Here is a 19,604-nt window from a genome sequence, read left to right on the forward strand (position 1 = left end):
TTCTGGTTCTCCTTGTTCTATAATCTATAGAAACAATTATATCATATGTGGGTCATCCAGACAGAGGAAGTGACAGGTTTCCCGGATTTTTCAAGGTTGTATGCGGTTGTTTTGGTATAAAACAATGGTTGTTTTATGGTTGTTTATATATTTTCTGTTACCTTTGGAGGGGGGAATTCCCATGATCTGTCTGCACACCCGAAACCTGAAGAAAAAGCTGGCCCTGGCCCTGTCCGGCCTGGTCCTGACCACATCCCTGACCCTGTCCGCCCTGCCGGCAGCGGAAGCCTTTGACTGGAGCAATGCCATCGGCTCCATCGTCCTGGTGTCCGCCCAGTACAGCATGCTGAACAAGCAGGTGGCCTACCTGGACGGCAAGGGCCGGGGAGAATACCTGAATCAGATCAAGCAGCAGGAAGGGGTCAATGAGGATCCGGAAGCCAATGCCATGCTGGACCGGGTCATGGGTCGGCTGTCCGCCGCCATTGCCAAGACTGATCCTTCCATCGAAAAGAATCCCTATCATTATTTTGTCAACAACAGCACCAAATTCAATGCTTACTGCACCCTGGGCCACAATGTATCCGTAAACATGGGCCTGTTCACCACCCTGAACTACAACGAGGACGAACTGGCCTTTGTATTGGGCCATGAACTGGGTCACGGGGAGCAGCACGACCCGGCCAACGGAGTGAAGCGTACCTTCCCCATTGCCCTTCTGGCAGCCGTGGCCGGCAGCCAGAGCAATATGCTGGAAGCAGTGGGCACCAACCTGCTGGCCAACCTGGGCAGTGCCAAGCTGGTGACCCTGCCTATGGAAAAGAAAGCGGATGAGCTGGGCTTCACCTACGCCACGGAAGCCGGGTACAACCCGGGAGCCGGCAGTGCCCTGTGGCAGCGGGTAATGGAAAAGATGGGCAACAACCGGGAAACCTTCCTGGGCACCATCTTCATGCCCAGCGACCATCCCAACAACGGATCCCGCCGGGACAAGTATACCCAGCGGCTGTATGAATACAGCGGAAAACATGTGAATGTGGACAAAAAGACCGGAGCCATCCTGGTGAACAAAAAGAACCTGGGGCTGGTCCAGCCCGGAGGGGACATGAGCAGCCGGGAGCGGACCTACCTGGTGGCCGGCAGCCTGGCCAAAGTCTACCACGAACAACCCAATACACAACCTTCTGCTGAACAGGATGGCAGCAATCTCTACTTCGGAGGCCAGCGGATCATGAGCCTCCAGTATGGGGACAACGGAGCCCAATGGGTGGAAAAGCTGAACCAGGCGGCGAATAAAGGAAAACAACCGGTTAAACAACCTGTTGTTTCGAATAAAAAAGAAGGCTCCTCACGTTAACGTGAGGAGCCTTCTGGTCGCGGGCCGCGACCGGGCTGCTGCACGCTGCGTGCAGCAGCCCTTATTTCATCTCATCCGGCAGGATCAGATTCAGCACTACGGCCACCACGAACACTACCGCCACGCAGTTTTCTGCGAAGACGCTTTTCATCAGGTCCGGGAAAATCTTGAAGATGGAGGGATTCTGGGTGAAGCCGATGCCGATGGACAGGCTCAGGGCAGCGATGGTCATGTTCCGCTGGCTGTAGCCGCAGCTGCCCAGCATCCGGACCCCGCTGACCACAATGGACCCGAACATCATCAGGGTGCATCCTCCCAGCACCGCTTCCGGCAGGGAAGCCAGGATCACTCCCAGCACCGGGAACAGTCCGGCCAGGATCATAATGGCGGCCCCGCTGGCCACGGCCTTCCGGTTCACCACATGGGTCATGGCAATGAGCCCCACGTTCTGGCTGAAGGACGTAATGGGCAGACAGCCGAACAGGGAGGACAGGGCACTGATGAACCCGTCCACTCCGATGGACCCTTCGATTTCCTTATCCGTGGCATTCCGGCCGAAGCCCATCACCGTCAGGGCAGAGGTATCCCCCAGGGTTTCTGTGGCAGACACCAGAAAAATCAGGAATACGGAAAAAATGGCATCCGGATGGAATTCCAGCCCATAGGGCAGAGGCTGGGGCAGGGAAAACAGCCCGGCGGAACTGATCTTGGACAGATCCACCATACCGTAGAAAAAAGCGGTGATGTACCCTACCACCAGGCCAAACAGCACGGACAGCTGCTTGTAGAAGGATTTGGCCTTGATGTTGAACAGCAGACAGGAAACCAGGGTCACGGTACCCACGATCATGTAGGGAGCTTCCCCGAAATGGGGATTCCCGAAGCCGCCTCCGAAGGAATTGGCCCCGATCCCCAGCAGGGAGAACCCGATGGAGGTCACCACGCTGGCGGACACAATGGGAGGGATGAACCGGCGCCACCACCGGGCAATGAGCCCCAGGCACCCTTCCAGACAGCCCCCTACCAGAGCCGCCCCCAGGATGGCCCCATAGCCGTATTTGGCTCCGATGACGCAGAAGGTGGACACAAAGGTGAAGCTGATCCCCATGATAATGGGCAGCCGGCTGCCCAGAGGCCCCACCGGGAACATCTGGAACAGGGACCCTACCCCGGCCATGATCATGGCCGCCTGGATCAGGGCCGCCGCCTGTTCCGTAGGCATCTTTACCGCCCCGGTGACGATCAGGATGGGAGCGATGTTGGCCACGAACATGGCCAGTACATGCTGGAGTCCGAAAGGCGCCGCTTTCTTCAGGGAGATTTTTCCATCAAACTGGTAAATCGGGTCAGTGCCAGTCTGGGCCGGTTCCTGGATTTTTTCTTCTTCCATGGCGCCCCCTTACCGGAATACGATGGTGCCGGTGGCCGCATCCATCTTTTCGATGATGGCCAGGCTCTTTACATCATAGCCTTTCTTCCGCAGGGCGTCCCCGCCTCCCTGGAAACCTTTTTCGATGGCGATGCCCACCCCTTCCACTTCGGCGCCGGCCTGGTGGACCAGGTCGATAAGGCCTTCCACCGCGCAGCCGTTGGCCAGGAAGTCATCGATGATCAGCACATGGTCTCCTGCGTTGAGATACTTCTTGGAAACGATTACATGGTTCACCTTGTTGTGGGTAAAGGATCTGATTTCCGTGCTGTACACTTCTTTGTCCATGTTGCTGCCGGCGCTTTTCTTGGCAAACACCACCGGCACCCGGAAATGGACTGCCGTCAGGCAGGCAATGCCGATGCCGGAAGCCTCGATGGTCAGGATCTTGCTGATGGGCCGGTCCTTGAACAGCTGATAGAATTCTTCTCCCAGCTTGCTGATGAAGGGCACATCGATCTGGTGGTTCAGGAAACTGTCCACCTTCAGCACATCCCCGCTTTTGATAATGCCGTCCGCCAGGATCTTTTTCTGCAGTAAATTGTACTCCGCCATGTCTTCCTCCCGTTTCTTCCAGACAAATCAAATTCGTTTTCTGTAAAAGACAATTATATCATACCCTGGCTCCTGAGAAAACAAAAAAAGGCTGTTGCCTCAGCAACAGCCTTCCGTCTTTCAATATGGAGCGGGCAATGGGAATCGAACCCACCTCTAAAGCTTGGGAAGCTTTCATTCTACCAATGAACTATGCCCGCATCAGATAAATTGTATTTTAGCAAATTTTTTCTTTTTTGTAAAGGGTGATCAGAATTTTTTTCTTTCCGCTGGCAATTAACTTCCCCAGTTAACTTTTTCTGGCAGAACCTCCCAGATGGGGTATAATAAAGGATATGATTATGGACATATGACCGGACACACTGCTTCCACAGCGGTTTCCGGATCTGTTACAGGCAAAGAGGGGGATTTTTTTGAATACACCGGGCAAATTCCAGGAACTCCACAGTTTTTACGATACCCTGCCCAGCGGGATTTGTCTTTTTACCACCCAGGGATCAGAACAGATCCTTTTTGTGAACCCGGGCTTCCTGTCCCTGTATTCCTGCACCACTGAAGAGGAATTCCAGGTCCTTACCGGAGGCACCTTCCAGGGCATGGTGGATCCGGAAGACTACCAGCCCCTGGAAACCCTGGGCCAGAAGGCCTCCGCTGTCTCTCACCAGGAAACCGGCATGACCCAGATTTACCTGACCTTCCGGATCAAGACCCGGGAAGGCCATTTCCGGCGGATAGAAGGGACCCTGTCCAAAGGCACCCTGCCCCAGGTGGGTACCGTATAGATCATGAACCTGGTGAGCAGCTCCCAGAAAGTGCTGGTCCGGAAACAGGATCCGGTCACCGGGCTTATGGGGGTCCGTGCCTTCTACCAGACTGCCCTGAACCTGTCCCTGGAAAAAAAGGCCCAGGGCAGACTGAAATCCTACAACCCGGTATACCTGAACCTGACCAACTTCAAATTGTACAATGCCACCTGGGGGATCCAGGCCGGGGACAACCTGCTCCGGTCCGTGGCCAGCATTCTCCAGTCCCTGTTCCCGGGCCAGCTGATGACCCGGCTTACCGGGGACGGATTTGTGCTCCTGGCTCCGGCGGAAAAGCTCCGGGACAAACTCCAGGAAGCCGCCCGGCAGGTGGACCAGTGCACCGGCAACCCCACCATCCAGCTGAAGGCAGGAATCTATCCCCCCAATGAAAAAGCTTCCCTGACGGATCTGCGCCATGCCTTCGACATGGCCAAATTCGCCTGCGATTCCATCAAGAAAAACGCCATCCAGTCCTGGGCTGTCTATACCCCGGAACTGGCCGCCCAGCAGGAGACCCGGGTCTTTGTGCTGGAAAACTTCTCCCGGGCCCTCCAGTCCGGCCAGATCCAGGTGTACTACCAGCCCATTATCCGGAGCCTTACGGGCAAACTGTGCAGCCTGGAGGCCCTGGCCCGATGGATCGATCCGGAACGGGGGATGATCTCTCCGGGGATCTTTGTGCCCATCCTGGAAGAAGCCCGGCTGATCCACCAGCTGGATCAGTATGTACTGAGCCAGGCCGGCAAACTGCTCCGGGAACAGCGGCGGAACCACCAGCCCATGATCCCCATTTCCGTAAACTTCTCCCGGGTGGATTTCCTGGTCACCGACCCCTTCCAGCTGGTGGAAAAAGTGGTACGGAAATACGGGCTCCAGCGGAACTTCCTGTGCATTGAAGTGACGGAAAGCGCCCTGGTCCAACATTCCTCCCACATTTTCCAGACCCTCCAGAAATTCCACAACAGCGGCTACAAAATCTGGCTGGACGATTTCGGCAGTGCCTATTCCTCCCTGAACGTGCTCCACAACTACCATTTCGATGAGCTGAAGATCGATCAGGCCTTCCTGAAGAACCTGAACGACAAGGGGAAGGAAATCATCACCTCCATCGTGCTCATGGCCAAGACCCTGGGAGTCCATACCCTGGCAGAAGGCGTGGAAACGGAAGAACAGCTGGCCTTCCTGAAAAAGATCGGCTGTGAAAAAATCCAGGGATTCTACTACAGCCGTCCCCTGCCCTACGAAAAGCTCCTGACCCATCTGATGAGAATGCACATCAAGCCGGAAAACAGCCTGGAAAACCAGTGCTATGAACAGGCCGGTCTCATGAACGTGGTGTCCGAAGCCCCCCTGGGCCTGTTCCGGTATACCCGGAAATACGCCACCCTGCTGTACATCAACGAGGCCTACCAGAAGGTTCTGGCCAGTGTGGGCACCCATTCCCTGGAAGAAGCCAATGAGAACCTGCTGGATCCCGCCTATCCCTTCCGGGACAAGTTCCGGATGTTCCTGGACCAGGTGGCGGACAGCACCGCCACCCATTCCCTGGTATATGTGGACAACGGCCAGTACATCCGGATCAAGGCCCGGAAAATCATGGGCAATCCCCAGTTCTGTCTGGGCCGGCTGGAAATCCAGAACATCACCTTTGACAAAAACACCCGGCTCCACCACAAACTGGACAAACTGTTCCGGAACCTGGTGCTCATGTACGACTCCCTGATGTATCTGGATATCGGGAAAGACCAGGTCCAGGTGCTCCAAAGCTCCGTGCCTTCCCTGAACAGTGACGCCGTTTATCCGGACATTGCCGGCTTCCTGACCCGCTACGCCAAGAAATTCGTCCATCCGGACGACCGGGAAAAATTTCTCCAGTTCACAGATCCGGACAGTCTCCACGCCCAGGGCCGGGAACAGGGCCGGGTGGATGCCAAGGACCAGTTCCGGATCCGCCGGCCTGACGGAAACTACCGGTGGATGATTTTCCATGCCATGTTCCTGTACAAAGATCCCACCCGGAACATCCTGCTGACCGTCCAGGACAATGTGTGGGAACGGAAGGATCTGACCACCCGCCGGAAAGAACTGCCTCTGTTCAACATGTCCCTGGGAGTCCCTCTGGAAAAGATACCCCAGACGGAACACGACTACCAGACCCTGCTGTGGAATGCGGTGCGCACCTCCCCCCTGAAATTCTTCTGGAAGGACAGCCAGCGCCGGTTCCGGGGTGCCAGCCGCTCCTTCCTGAAATTCTACGGTCTGGAAGAAAAGGACATCCTGGGGAAAACCGACGAGGAAATGGGCTGGCACCCCATGCCCGGCACCTTTCAGAACGATGAGGAAGAGGTGGTGCATCAGGGCCGGACCATTACCCAGCACCTGGGGACCTGCATTGTCCGGGGCGTCCCCCATCCCATTGTAGCCACCAAATTCCCTCTGTACAAAGGGAATCAGATTGTGGGACTTTTGGGCTATTTCGACGATCTGGAGAACTATCCCGCCCAGGCAGAACTGATCCGGGACCTGAATCTGAAAGATCCGGAAACCGGCTTTCTCAGCTACCGGGGCATGCTGGAAGCCGGCCTCCAGTATGCGGATTCCTGGCGGTACCAGCAGGATGACTATGCCGCCTTCCTGCTGGACATCCCGGAATTCGACCAGTTCCGCCGGACCTACGGGCCGGAAGCGGGCCGGAAACTGCTGATCAAAGTGGTGGAAACCTTCCAGCATCTCCATCTTCCCACCATTTCCCTGGCTCACATCGGCAGCTGCTGCTTCCTGGGCTTTACCAAGACCACCCTGAAGGACCAGCTGGACAGCCAGATCCAGAAGCTGACCCAGGCCATCCACGGCATTACGGAAGTGGACGGCTACAGCTGCACCCTGTACCTCCAGTATGCCCTGGCCCGGGGATCGGAAGTGGACAACCTGGACAACCTGCTGGCCCTTCTCACGGAACGGCTGAAGGAATCCCGGGATCAGCGGTACGGGGAATCGGTGTTCATCGGAGACCGGATCGTCTTTGACCGGGAAAAATTCGACACCATGGACGAACTGGTGATGATCAGCGATCCGGAAACCTATGAGATGGTCTACATGAACCAGGCTGCCCAAAAGGCCTACCACGTGGACGGGCCCCGGGAGTATAAAGAGAAAAAATGCTACGAACTGCTGGAAGGACAGAAGGCCCCCTGTGCCTACTGTCCCCTGTCCATCCTCCGGCAGGACCGGTTCCACACCGCCACCCATCACAGTGTGAAATCCGGCCTGGACCTTCTGGTCCGGGATACTCTGGTACCCTGGCGGGGGCGGGTGCTCCACTTCTCCATGGCCCTGAACCTGAAGGAATATGTGGATATGGACATTGCCCGGAACGATCTGATCTTCCGGGAAGCCGCCGCCAATGACGCGATTGCCATCGGTCTCCGGGAAGAGGATCCGGACCTGGGGATCCAGAAAATGATCATCCAACTGGCGGAAAACATGGGAGCGGAACGGTTCTACATTTTTGAGGAAGGCCCCGATGACACGGTGAGCGCCACCTATGAATGGGTCCGGAAAGGGCTGGAACCCATGAAGGATCAGCTCCAGCACGTACCCAAAAAAGACGTACAACTGTTGTACAACTCCTTTGACAAGGAACAACTGGCCCTGATCCCGGATATGCCCCAGCTGCTGGCCAAACAACCGGATTTCCATCTCCGGATTCCCGGGATCCGCAGCATTGTGTCCGGCCATCTCACCCAGGGGGAACGGTCCCTGGGGTATACGGAAGTGGTGAACCCCACCCCGGATACCTTCCGGTCCGTCAGCCTGCTGTTGGCCACCCTGACCCGGTTCTTTGCCATTATGCTCCGGATCCGGAACAACCGGCGGACTCTCCAGGCCAACAGCCGGACGGACCAGCTCACCGGCCTGGGGAACCGGTATGCCTTCCACGACACCATAGCCTCCCTGCCCGGTGGACAGGATCTGGTCTTTGTGTTCGGGGACATCAATGGCCTGAAGCGGGTCAACGACACCCAGGGCCATGAAGCGGGAGACCGGCTGATCCGTTCCGCCGCCCAGGTACTGGACGAAATGAAGGGCCTGGGAAAGGTGTTCCGGATGGGGGGCGATGAATTCCTCCTGATCCGGGAAATCGACGCTCCAGCAGAGGCTGAGGAGCTGATCCACAGCCTGAAGGACCGGTACAAAGCCCGGGGCATCAGCGTGGCCCTGGGCGCCGTCACCTGCCGGACCCCCATCCCCGACGTGGACCAGATCCTCACCCAGGTGGACCGGAAGATGTACAAGGACAAGGGCGTGATGTACGGAAGGAGAAGTACGGATAGATAAACAGGGCTGCTGGGTACGCAGCAGCCCTGTCAGCGGTCAGCGGCCATTGACCGCTGACAAGAAAAGGTGTGAAGCAGCGCTTCACACCTTTTCTTTTACCCGTGCCAGGAAATCCTCGAACAGCTTCAGCTGTTCCGGATGCTCCTGCCACATGTTTTCCGGATGCCACTGGACGGCTACTATCTGCTTGTGGTCGTGGGATTCCACGCTTTCCTGGACCCCGTCAGGAGCCACGGCGGTGACTTCCAGGGCCTCTGCGACCCGGTGGATGGCCTGATGGTGCCGGGAGTTTACATAAGCCTTTTCTCCCAGGGACTCAAACAGGTTGCTGCCGGGAACTAAAGTCACATGATGGGTGGGATACCCTCCCGGTGCCCCCTGGGAATGACGGATGGTGCACTGGGGATCCTCACTGGGCAGATCCTGGTACACATTCCCTCCCAGAGCGATGTTAATCAGCTGGCAGCCCCGGCAGATGCCGAAAATGGGTTTTCCGGCCTGGTAGAAGGCCCGGAACAGCTCCAGTTCGAACAGATCCCGTTTGTAGTTGGTCCGGCCGATCTTCCACTTGGGTTCCTCCCCGAACAGAGTGGGATCCACGTCCGGCCCTCCGGGGATGATCAGCCCGTCGAACAGGTCCACATAGTCCTCCCCCCGAGCTCCGGGCACATCTGGAAGCACCACCGGGATGGCCCCCAGCCGGGCAATCACTTCCACCAGTCCCCGGGGGGCAAAAGGCGCCTCCACCAGGTTGGTCACCTCCGATGCATAAGGATAGGTATCCGCCGTAATGGCAATGCGGCATTTGCTCATAAGTTTCCTCCTTCCGCCGGTTTTCCCGGCGCTGCAGTTGGTTCCATTATAGGAAATTGCGAAAGGAGATGCAAGGCTGCGGCTTCCCAGCATCCCTTTGTCCACAGAACGCACGTTCACAAATCCCCCGTCCGGCCTGTATTTCCGGGGTTTTCCCCAAAGTTGTCCACACCTGTGGATAACTTTCTGTGGAAAACTCCCTTTCCTGTGGAAAACTCCCTGGAGCCAGGTTTTCTGCGGGTTCCCCCCTCTTGCTCCCGGCACTTATCCACATGCCGGGGAATATGGTATAATGAAAAATATCCCTTACAGGAGAAAGGAGGTTTGTCATGGCCAAGAAAAAACTGGTGGAACTGGACCTGTTCGCCGAGCAGGAACCGGCAGCGGAACATCCGTCCCCCCCGCCCTTGGCCCGGAAAAGACCGGCTCCCCCGGTCCTGAAAAAGCCCTTTGTCACCAACCTTTCTCCCCGGTACACCTTCGACAATTTCGTGGTGGGAAATTCCAACCGGTTTGCCAAGGCAGCCGCCATGGCCGTGGCCAACAACCCGGCCTTTGCCTACAACCCCTTTTTCCTGTTCAGCGACTCCGGCCTGGGGAAAACCCATCTGATGAACGCCATCGGCAACCAGATCCGGAAGAACCACCCGGATATGAAAGTGCTGTACATTTCCAGCGAAACCTTCACCAATGAGCTGATCGAAAGCGTGGAACACAACCGGCTGGAAGCCTTCCGGGAAAAATACCGGAACATCGACGTGCTCCTCATCGACGACATCCAGTTCCTCCGGAACCGGGAATCCACCCAGGAGGAGTTTTTCCACACCTTCAACACCCTGGAAAAGGCCAACAAGCAGATCATCATTTCCAGCGACCGTCCCCCCGGGGAACTGGACACCCTGGAAGAACGGATGATCAGCCGGTTCAATTCCGGCCTTACCGCCGACATCCAGCACCCGGATCTGGAAACCCGGATGGCCATCCTCCAGAACCTGGCCCATACAGAGCAGGTTCCCTTTCCCAACGATGTGATTCTGCTGATTGCCAGCAGCATCACCAGCAATATCCGGGAACTGGAGGGAGCCTACAACCGGGTCTGCGCTTATTCCACCGTGACCCGGGAACCCATTACCCTGGATCTGTGCCGCCGGGCCCTGAAAGAACTGGCCCTGCTGGACACCCCCCAGTTCGTTACCGTGGACGCCATCCAGCAGCAGGTGGCGGACCATTTCCGGCTCCACCGGTCGGAACTGATCGAAAAGAAACGGACCAAACGGGTGGCGGTGCCCCGGATGATCGCCATTTACCTGACCAAGGAAATGGCCGGCCTGTCCCTGAAGAAAATCGGAGAATGTTTCGGGGGCCGGGACCACAGCACCATCATCCACGCCTGCGAAAAGATCCAAAAAGACCGGCAGAAAGATCCGGAGCTGAACAAGGAAATCGAGGCCCTGACGGCTGCGTTGAAAAAGGGAGTGTGAAAACTTCACACCCCCGTTCCCGAGCCGAGAGTCCCGGGTCGCGACCCGGGACTGGGATGTTGCATTTTCCATGGAACACCCCCTATTGCATCCCAGCTCTCTGTAACCCCTGTCCCTGCTCTTTGCACAGGGACAGGGGTGTTTTTTGCCCGGTGGGAAGCAGTTTTCCACAGGGGAAATCCCTGTTCCACAGCCAGGAAGCCCCATAAAAAGGGATTATCCACATACTTATCCACACCTGTGGATAACTTTCAGTGGAAAACTCCCTGGCTTGTGGAAAACCCCTGGAGCCACAGCCCATGCCGGATCCGGGACTTTATCCCCAGATTTATCCACATGTCCACTGGAGGTGTTGTACAAAACCTGCAACACCTCCTAGCTGTAGAGCCGCATAGCGGCTCAAGTCTGGAGTCGGGAGTCTGGAGCCGAAGGTTAAATTTGCAGGCAAATTTTTTGAATGTGTAGAACCTTTGGACGAAATGATCTCTCAGATTGCTTTTGATTCTGGTTCTACAGAATCAAAGGGATCCGTCCAGCCAGACGGATCCTGTCCTGAGGCTTCCGACTTCAGACTCCTGACTCCTGACTTAAGTTATCCACACCCCCTCCTCCCTCTCCGCCCCCATAAAATGGGCTTATCCCCAAAGTTATCCACATCTGTGGATAACTTCCGGTGGAAAACTTTTTACCCTGTGGAAAACCCGGGGACCCCTGGCTGGCCGGGCTTTTTCCGGTTTCTTTCCTCCAGTTATGCACAGGGGCCGGACAAACGGGCCGGAATATGCTATACTATACTCATACAACCTTTGGAACCGGCCGGCTCCTTTTCCATACAACGTTGTGGAAACATTGCAGGACGCCGGTTGTCTGGAAAGCCGCCGGGCCCCTGGCGGTTTTCTTCCTGTTCTGGAAATCTATATCATATTGAGGGATGTCCGCCATGATCACCATTAAAGACTATGCCAAACAAAAGGGAGTTTCCTACGAAGCCATCCGCAAACAGATCAAACGGTATGAAGAAGAACTGGAAGGCCACCTGGTCAAACAGAACCGTTTCCTGATGCTGGATGACGAAGCCGTCCAGTTCCTGGACAGCAAACGGTCGGAAAACCCCGTGATTGTCTATGAACAGAACAAGGATGAGGAACTGGAACAGCTCCGCCACGAAAACAAAGTGCTGCTGATCCAGATGAATACGGTCCAGGACCAGCTGGGGAAAGTCCAGCAGAAGCTCATTGCGGAAATGAACGCCACCAAGCTGCTGACCCAGGAAAAGGTCCAGTATCTGGAATACAAGGCCCAGTCGGAACAGAAGGAAGTCCAGCTGAAGGATCTGGCCCGGGCCCGGGACGCCGCCCAGGCCAAAGCAGACCAGCAGGAAGCGGTGCTGCGGCTGAAGGAACAGCAGATCGGCGCCCTTACCGCCGCCAAGGAAACCGCCGCCGCCAGTCTGAAGGCCGCCGATGAAAAAATCGCCGCGGCGGAAGCCCGGGCCAAAGCCGCGGAAGAAGAAGCCTCCCGGCTGAAGAACCGGAGTTTCTGGGACCGTCTGTTCAACCGCTGACCATGTTTTTCAACAGGGAGTTATCCACATCTGTGGATAACTCCCTGTGTATAACTCTGGATTTGTGGATAACCGGAACCGGGCCCCCTGCCCCGTTCTTCCGGCGGCCCGGGAAAAAAGTTATCCACATTGTCCACAGGTTTTTCCACAGGACCGGCCTGTTTCGTGATATAATGAAGTCTCTATTAAAAGGATAAAGGATGGATCGGATATGACGACGAAAAACCTGGCCCAGGTCTGGGCCGAAATGCTTGCAGCCCTCTCCGCCAGCATGGAGGGCCGGAGCTGGAAAATCTGGATGGATGCGGCACATCCCCGGACCCTGGAGGGCAATACCCTGTCCCTGGATGTATCCAACCAGTTCACCAAGGATACCCTCCAGGGAAAATACCTGCCCATGATGGAAGAAAGCCTCTCCCAGATCTGCGGCCAGCCCATGGAGATCCAGATCGACGTAGTGGAACCGCCCAAAGAGGAACAGAACCTGTTTCCGGACACCCCTGCCCAGCCGGAAGAAACCCCGGCTCCCGCAGCCTTCCAGCCGGAACCCCAGCCAGCGGCCAAACCGGCCCAGGAATTCGATTCCCATCTGTCCCCCAAATACACCTTTGACAATTTCATCCGGGGCAAATCAAATGAAGAAGCCTTCAACTTTTCCATGGGGGTGGCCAACGCACCGGCCAAAAGCTACAACCCCCTGTTCCTGTACAGCGACCCGGGCCTGGGGAAAACCCACCTGATGAACGCCATCGGCAACTATATCCACAAGAAATTCCCCCAGATGAAGATCCTCTACACTTCCAGTGAAACCTTCACCAATGAACTGATCGGCGCCATCCAGCACAACACCAACGAAGCCTTCCGGAACAAATACCGGAACATCGACGTGCTGCTCATCGACGATATCCAGTTCCTGCGGAAAAAAGAATCCACCCAGGAAGAATTCTTCCACACCTTCGAAGCCCTGAAACAGGCGGACAAACAGATCATCATCTCCAGCGACCGGCCTCCCAAGGAACTGGACACCCTGGAAGAGCGGCTCACCAGCCGGTTCATGCAGGGACTGATCATCGAGATCAACCACCCGGACTTCGAAACACGCAGTGCCATTTTGCGGAGCATGGCGGAAAAGGACCATCTGGAATTCCCTCTGGAAGTGATCCAGCTGATCGCCACCAATGTAAAGACCAACATCCGTGAGCTGGAAGGCGCCTACACCAAGGTCCACGCCTTTGCCAACCTGAACCACCAGCCGGTGACCATGGAACTGGCCCGGAAAGCCCTGAAGGACCTGGACATGGGAAGCACTGTGGACAAGGTGATCACCGTGGAAGCCATCCAGGAACTGGTGGCCGCCCGGTACAAGATCCGGGTGGAAGACCTGAAAGCCAAGAAACGGACCCGCTCCATCGCCTATCCCCGGCAGATCGCCATGTATCTTACCCGGGAACTGACGGACCTGTCCCTGCCCCGGATCGGAGAATGTTTCGGAGGCCGGGACCACACCACAGTCCTCCATGCCTGTGACAAGATCGCTGACGACAAAGCGAAAAATGACAATCTGGAACGGCAGCTGGCCAAACTGGTGGAAGATCTGAAGAAATGATCCCTGAGTTATCCACAACTTGTGGATAATCTTGTGTATAACTTGTTGGTAATTTTGTGGATAACCCGAAAAGTCCCTGAAAAAGTGGATATGTGGATAAGTGAAAACCGGTTATCCACAGAGTTATCCCAATGATTCCAACAGCCTGGAATGGGGCTGGAGCGACTTTTCCACATACCCACAGGCCCTACTACGAAGACTACGAATTTTTATAATTTCATCGTTTTAGAAACAAGGAGGTACTGCCATGCAGTTTTCATGTGAAAGCAAAGAACTGGCTCAGAGCGTCAATATCGTAAAAAGAGCCATTTCATCCAGCAATAACGCACCGATTTTTTCCGGGATCCATGCCATTCTCCAGGGAAATACCCTTCAGTTGATTGCCATGGACAATACCTACATGATGAACAAGAAAATGGACGTGAACGGACAGGAGGACGGAGAGCTTCTCATCCCCGCCAAAGCCATCGGGGATCTGCTGGCCCGTTTCGATCCGGACGAAGTGCTCACCCTTCAGCAGCTGCCCGGTGAAAAAGAAATGACCCTGAAAGCAGCCAAGGCCAGAGGCCAGTACCACATTCCCCTGATGGACCCGGAAGAATATCCGGCCATGCCCTCTTTTGAAGGGGACCGGGTGCTCCGGCTTTCCGAAGAAGTGATGGGGAAACTGATCTCCACCACGGTGTACGCCTGTTCCACGGATGCCAGCCGGCCGCTGTACACCGGGGTCTACCTGGAAAAATCCGGTCAGAGGCTCACTGCCGTGGGCACCAATACCCACCGTCTGGCCATCAAGGATCTGGAACTGCCGGAGGGGGATGACAGCGAATTTTCCCTGCTGATCCCTGCCCGTCTCCTGAAGGAAATCGGAAGCAATCTGAACGGAGAACTGCCGGAACCGGTGACCCTGACTCTGAAAGAACGGCAGATCATGGCCCAGGTGGGAAATCTCACCATTATTTCAAGTCTGATCGAAGGGAAATTCCCTGATTACAGACGACCTATCCCTCCTTCCTTCAGCAACCGGACGATTTTCAACCGGGTGGACATGGAAAAGGCCATCCAGCGGGTATCCCTGTTTTCCCAGTCCGACTACAATATTGTCCGGCTGGCCATTGATGCGGACGGGATCGTGCTGTCTTCCGCTGTCAGCGACATGGGCCAGGGGAAGGAAATCATCGCCTGCCAGACCGTGGGGGAATCCCTGCCGCTGAACATCGCTTTCAATTCCCGGTACATGACCGACTTTTTCAAGAACTGCGGCACGGACCGGGTGAGCCTGGAAACCAACGCTTCTCTGTCTCCGGCCCGGCTCATGCCGGAAGGGGATGAAAGCTACACCTACATCCTGACCCCGGTGCGGGTCATCTTCTGATGCGCCTGGAAAACCTGCGGCTGCTCCATTTCCGGAACTACAGCCAGGTGTCCCTTCCTCTTGCACATGATATAACCATCTTTTATGGGGACAACGCCCAGGGGAAAACCAACCTGCTGGAGGGGATCTATACTGCCGCCCGGGGGTTTTCCTTCCGGACCCGCCACGAGGAAGAGCTGCCCAGCTTCGGAGCGGAAGAATGGGCGGCAGAACTGCAGTACCGGGACCGGTACGGGTCCAACCGGCTGCTGGTGAAACGGTACCCGGTCCGGGGCCGGACCAAAAAAGAGAATCTCCTGAACGGGAATCCGGTAAGCCCCCGGGAACAGTACGGCCTGGTGAACCTGGTGCTCTTTACCCCCGATGACCTTCAGCTGGTGAAAGGGGATCCTGCCCTCCGGCGGAAATTCCTGAATATGGAGATCGCCCAGACCAGCCCGGTGTACTATGACCTTCTGACCAAATACAACCGGGTGCTCCAGCAGCGGAACCGGTTCCTGAAACAGTGCCGGGACCGGGAACAGCTGGAGGAAGCCCAGCTGCTGGTGTGGGACGGAGCCCTGGCCCGGCTGGCGGCGGGGATCCTGGACCTGCGGCTCCAGGCCCTGGCGGGGATCGTCCAGGCGGCCCAACAGGTTTATGACGGGATCACCGGCACCCAGGGTGCCCTGACCCTTTCCTATGTGCAGAAGCGCAGCGAAGGGGAGCAGGGGATCACGGAAAACCCCGGGCCGGCAGCCTGGGAAACTTTTTACCGGCAGCAGCTCCAGCTGCGCCACCGGCTGGACTATGTCCGGGGCTACACCAGCCTGGGGCCCCACCGGGACGATCTGGAGATTTTCCATGAGGGAAGGCCTCTCCGGGCCTACGGATCCCAGGGTCAGCAGCGGACCGCCGCGCTGGCCCTGAAACTGTCGGAACTGGAATTCATCCGGTCCGTCCGGGAAGAATATCCGGTGCTGCTCCTGGACGATGTGCTCAGTGAACTGGACCAGCACCGGCGGGAGAAGCTCCTGGGCTTCATCAACGGAACGGTCCAGACCTTCCTGACCGTCAACGACCGTCATCTGGCTCCGGTGGAAGGAGATGTGGCGGCCTACCGGGTGGCAGAGGGAATCCTGGAGGAACAGCCATGAAAGATTCGGAACTTCTCATCCTGAAAGTGCTCCGGACTCCCCGGGCCCGGCAGCAGTTCCTGCTCCACTGGCTGAAAAGCCACTGGCCGGAGATCCTGGGCCACACCGGGGCCAGCCATTCCCAGCCTTACCGGCTGGAAGAGGGAGTCCTGTACGTCCATACGGACAATCCCATGTGGTCCAACCAGTTCCACATGATGCAGGGGAAACTGCTGAATCAGCTGAACCGGCTCCTGGTGCCGGCGCTCCAGGGACGGAAACGGCTGATCCGGGAACTGAAGTTCTACCACGGGGTCATTGAGGAAGAACCCCAGCCCCGGCAGGAGGCAAAACCCTTCATGCCCCGGCGGGACGACAGCCGGAAATGTCCTCTGTGCGGAGTGCCCCTTATCGGAGATGAGGAAATCTGCTCAGGCTGCCGCCGGAAACAGCAGGAAGAACTGCGCCGGGAAATCCGGAAACAGCTGGATCTGCGGCCCTGGCTCCGGTACGAAGATTGCCGGGAGCTGGTGAAGTGTGATAGAATAACATTTACTGACGTGAAGGCAGTACTGGAGGAATGGGCCCTGAACCGGGCTCTGGACCCCCGTGCCACTGCCGGGGAAAAGGCTTTTGCCGTCATGGTGGAAACAGGCCTCCGGCCGGAAGCCCTTTCGGAGGAAACCATCCGGCAGACCCTGGAAAAAGCCAGAAGGAGACGGACTTATGTACCTGCACGTAGGAAATAATTATGTGGTGCGCTGCGACGAGATCATCGGGATCTTCGACATCCGGAACAAACGGACCAACATCTACCGGTTTTTCCTGAAGCCCAGACTGGGCGGGGACAATGTGGTGGACCTGACCGAGGACTACCCGCCGGCCAGCTGTGTGGTCACCCGGGACAAGATCATCCTGTCGGGGATTTCCAGCAGGACCCTGCGCAAGCGATAAAATCGGGAGGTTTGTATGGCGAAAAAGAAACAGACGATTGAAGAAGAGATTGCCGTCCACGGGGATTACGGGGCGGAACAGATCCAGGTCCTGGAAGGCCTGGAAGCCGTGCGGAAACGTCCCAGCATGTACATCGGCAGCATCAGCGGCCGGGGGCTTCACCATCTGGTGTATGAAGTCATCGACAACAGTATCGACGAAGCCCTGGCAGGCTACTGTGACCATATCCGGGTGATCATCCACCAGGACAACAGCATCACTGTTACGGACAACGGCCGGGGGATCCCGGTGGAAATGCACAAGGTGGGGAAACCGGCCATCGAAGTGGTCATGACGGTCCTCCATGCCGGGGGCAAATTCGGCGACGGCGGCTACAAGGTCTCCGGCGGGCTCCATGGCGTGGGGGTTTCCTGCGTCAACGCACTGAGCAAGAAGATGGTGGTGGAGGTCAAGAAGAACGGGAAGATCTACGGCATCGAATTTTCCAAAGGCAAGACCACCCGTCCCCTGTATGTGAAGGGAGAATGCCCGGAAAACGAAACCGGCACCAGCGTCACCTTCTGGCCGGATGACACCATTTTCACGGAAACCGTCTACAGCTACGACACCCTGAAGCACCGGATCCGGGAACTGGCCTTCCTGAACAAAGGAGTCAAGATCCAGCTCACCGACGAACGGAGCGGCCAGGATGAGGTGTTCCACTACGAAGGGGGCATCATTTCCTTTGTGGAATTCGTCAACAAAGGGAAGGAACCCCTCCATGCCAAACCCATCTACGTGGAAGGGGAACGGCAGGACACCATTGTGGAAGTGGCCATGCAGTACACCGATGCCTACACGGAAAACATCTACACCTTCGTGAACAACATCAACACGGAGGAAGGGGGCACCCATCTGGCCGGGCTGAAACAGGCCCTGACCCGGTGCATCAACGACTATGCCCGGAAAAACGGCCTCTTGAAGGACAACGAGGACAACCTGTCCGGGGACGATGTCCGGGAAGGGCTCACCTGTGTCATGAGCCTGAAGGTCCGGGAACCCCAGTTCGAAGGCCAGACCAAGACCAAGCTGGGGAACAGCGAAGTCCGGGGCATTGTGGACAATATGGTGACGGAAGCCCTCACCGAATACTTCGAAGAAAACGCGCCGGTGGCCAAGAAAATCGTGGAAAAAGCCATTATGGCCAGCCGGGCCCGGTCTGCCGCCAGAAAAGCAAGGGACCTGACCCGCCGGAAATCAGCTTTGGAAGTGAGCAGCCTGCCTGGGAAGCTGGCGGACTGTTCCAGCAAAAACGCGGAAGAAACGGAAATCTACCTGGTGGAAGGGGATTCCGCAGGGGGCAGCGCCAAACAGGGCCGGGACCGGAACTTCCAGGCCATCCTGCCCCTCCGGGGCAAGATCCTGAACGTGGAAAAGGCCCGTCTGGACAAAATGCTCAACAGCCAGGAAATCCGGGCCATGATCACCGCCTTCGGCTGCGGCATCGGGGATGAATTCGACATTTCCAAAGCCCGGTACGGGAAGATCATCATCATGACCGATGCGGATGTGGACGGGGCCCATATCCGGACCCTGCTGCTCACTTTCTTCTACCGGTACATGAAGCCCCTCATCATCCACGGGAACGTGTTCATTGCCCAGCCTCCTCTGTACCTGATCCGCACGGGCAAGAAGCACACCTATGCCTACAGCGATGAGGAACTCCAGAAGAAACTGGACGAAGTGGGACGCCAGAACAACCCCTATGTCCAGCGGTACAAAGGCCTGGGGGAAATGAACCCGGAACAGCTGTGGGAAACCACCATGGATCCCAGCAAGCGGACAGTGCTCCAGGTGCAGCTGGAGGATGCGGCCACGGCGGATTCCGTGTTCTCCGTGCTCATGGGGGACAAGGTGGAACCCCGCCGGCAGTTCATCGAGGAAAACGCCGGCAAGGTTACCAACCTGGACTTCTAAGGAGCGTTTCATGACCATGGAAATCCAGCTTCCCCAGGGGAAGCTCCAGTGCAGCCGGACGGGAGGACCGCTCCTGATGGTGGTGGCCGGGGGCCGGCGCCCGGATCCCCAGTGGCTGCAAAAGGCTGCCGCCGGCCTTGTGGTGGCAGCGGCGGACCGGGGCGCGGACCACTGCCGGGCGGCCGGGGTGGTGCCCGGGTTCCTGTACGGGGACCGGGACAGTGCGGCACCGGGAGCCTGGGAGGCATTTGCCCG

At 57.0% G+C, this 19,604-nt stretch carries 14 protein-coding genes, 1 tRNA gene and 1 pseudogene; 12 read left to right on the forward strand and 4 right to left on the reverse strand.

Annotated elements, in window-relative coordinates; genetic code table 11:
- Positions 1-181: 181 nt before the first annotated feature.
- Positions 182-1,357: a M48 family metallopeptidase gene (locus QVO43_RS08190; RefSeq protein ID WP_022488044.1), complete on the forward strand. Its 1,176-nt coding sequence runs from the start codon at positions 182-184 to the stop codon at positions 1,355-1,357.
- 61 nt (positions 1,358-1,418) lie between these two features.
- Here the strand turns inward: QVO43_RS08190 and QVO43_RS08195 are convergent, their stop codons facing one another.
- The 3 genes from QVO43_RS08195 to QVO43_RS08205 form a co-directional block, all read right to left on the reverse strand.
- Positions 1,419-2,747, reverse strand: coding sequence for a uracil-xanthine permease family protein (locus QVO43_RS08195; RefSeq protein WP_022488045.1), 1,329 nt, complete (start codon positions 2,745-2,747; stop codon positions 1,419-1,421).
- Positions 2,748-2,756: 9 nt separating this feature from the next.
- Positions 2,757-3,341 (reverse strand): xanthine phosphoribosyltransferase, encoded by a 585-nt coding sequence (locus QVO43_RS08200; RefSeq protein WP_022488046.1) that lies wholly within the window; start codon positions 3,339-3,341, stop codon positions 2,757-2,759.
- Between the two features lie 126 nt (positions 3,342-3,467).
- Positions 3,468-3,541, reverse strand: a tRNA-Gly gene (locus QVO43_RS08205).
- 213 nt (positions 3,542-3,754) lie between these two features.
- On the opposite strand from QVO43_RS08205, the gene QVO43_RS08210 reads away from it, so the two are divergent.
- Positions 3,755-4,123 (forward strand): PAS domain-containing protein, encoded by a 369-nt coding sequence (locus QVO43_RS08210; RefSeq protein WP_022488047.1) that lies wholly within the window; start codon positions 3,755-3,757, stop codon positions 4,121-4,123.
- Positions 4,124-4,126: 3 nt separating this feature from the next.
- Positions 4,127-8,485: an EAL domain-containing protein gene (locus QVO43_RS08215; RefSeq protein WP_022488048.1), complete on the forward strand. Its 4,359-nt coding sequence runs from the start codon at positions 4,127-4,129 to the stop codon at positions 8,483-8,485.
- 81 nt (positions 8,486-8,566) lie between these two features.
- Here QVO43_RS08215 and QVO43_RS08220 read toward each other — a convergent pair whose 3' ends face one another.
- The gene (locus QVO43_RS08220) at positions 8,567-9,298 is read right to left on the reverse strand and encodes a gamma-glutamyl-gamma-aminobutyrate hydrolase family protein (RefSeq protein WP_022488049.1); all 732 of its coding nucleotides are present in this window, start codon (positions 9,296-9,298) and stop codon (positions 8,567-8,569) included.
- 329 nt (positions 9,299-9,627) lie between these two features.
- Here QVO43_RS08220 and dnaA (QVO43_RS08225) point away from each other — a divergent pair, with 329 nt between their 5' ends.
- The 9 genes and pseudogenes from dnaA (QVO43_RS08225) to QVO43_RS08265 form a co-directional block, all read left to right on the forward strand.
- Positions 9,628-10,779: a chromosomal replication initiator protein DnaA gene (dnaA, locus tag QVO43_RS08225; protein ID WP_022488050.1), complete on the forward strand. Its 1,152-nt coding sequence runs from the start codon at positions 9,628-9,630 to the stop codon at positions 10,777-10,779.
- Between the two features lie 940 nt (positions 10,780-11,719).
- Positions 11,720-12,343 carry a hypothetical protein gene (locus QVO43_RS08230; protein ID WP_022488051.1) on the forward strand — a complete coding sequence of 208 codons (624 nt, stop codon included), beginning with the start codon at positions 11,720-11,722 and terminating at the stop codon, positions 12,341-12,343.
- A 211-nt stretch (positions 12,344-12,554) separates the two neighbouring features.
- Positions 12,555-13,949, forward strand: a complete 1,395-nt coding sequence (gene dnaA / locus QVO43_RS08235; RefSeq protein ID WP_022488052.1) for a chromosomal replication initiator protein DnaA — start codon at positions 12,555-12,557, stop codon at positions 13,947-13,949.
- 247 nt (positions 13,950-14,196) lie between these two features.
- Positions 14,197-15,324: a DNA polymerase III subunit beta gene (dnaN, locus tag QVO43_RS08240; RefSeq protein ID WP_022488053.1), complete on the forward strand. Its 1,128-nt coding sequence runs from the start codon at positions 14,197-14,199 to the stop codon at positions 15,322-15,324.
- Positions 15,324-16,460: a DNA replication/repair protein RecF gene (gene recF / locus QVO43_RS08245; protein ID WP_022488054.1), complete on the forward strand. Its 1,137-nt coding sequence runs from the start codon at positions 15,324-15,326 to the stop codon at positions 16,458-16,460. The genes dnaN and recF overlap by 1 nt, the downstream gene beginning before the upstream one ends.
- Positions 16,457-17,188 carry a DUF721 domain-containing protein gene (locus tag QVO43_RS08250; RefSeq protein ID WP_022488055.1) on the forward strand — a complete coding sequence of 244 codons (732 nt, stop codon included), beginning with the start codon at positions 16,457-16,459 and terminating at the stop codon, positions 17,186-17,188. The genes recF and QVO43_RS08250 overlap by 4 nt, the downstream gene beginning before the upstream one ends.
- The gene (remB, locus tag QVO43_RS08255; RefSeq protein WP_022488056.1) at positions 17,166-17,393 is read left to right on the forward strand and encodes an extracellular matrix regulator RemB; all 228 of its coding nucleotides are present in this window, start codon (positions 17,166-17,168) and stop codon (positions 17,391-17,393) included. The genes QVO43_RS08250 and remB overlap by 23 nt, the downstream gene beginning before the upstream one ends.
- Before the next feature lie 15 nt (positions 17,394-17,408).
- Entirely contained in the window at positions 17,409-19,349 is a 1,941-nt protein-coding gene (gene gyrB, locus QVO43_RS08260; protein WP_022488057.1) for a DNA topoisomerase (ATP-hydrolyzing) subunit B, read from the forward strand.
- A 10-nt stretch (positions 19,350-19,359) separates the two neighbouring features.
- Positions 19,360-19,604, forward strand: a pseudogene (locus QVO43_RS08265) (thiamine diphosphokinase); the annotation flags it as partial.

The organism is Acidaminococcus sp. CAG:542 (assembly GCF_000437815.1).
In the GTDB taxonomy this organism is placed as follows: Bacteria; Bacillota; Negativicutes; order Acidaminococcales; family Acidaminococcaceae; genus Acidaminococcus.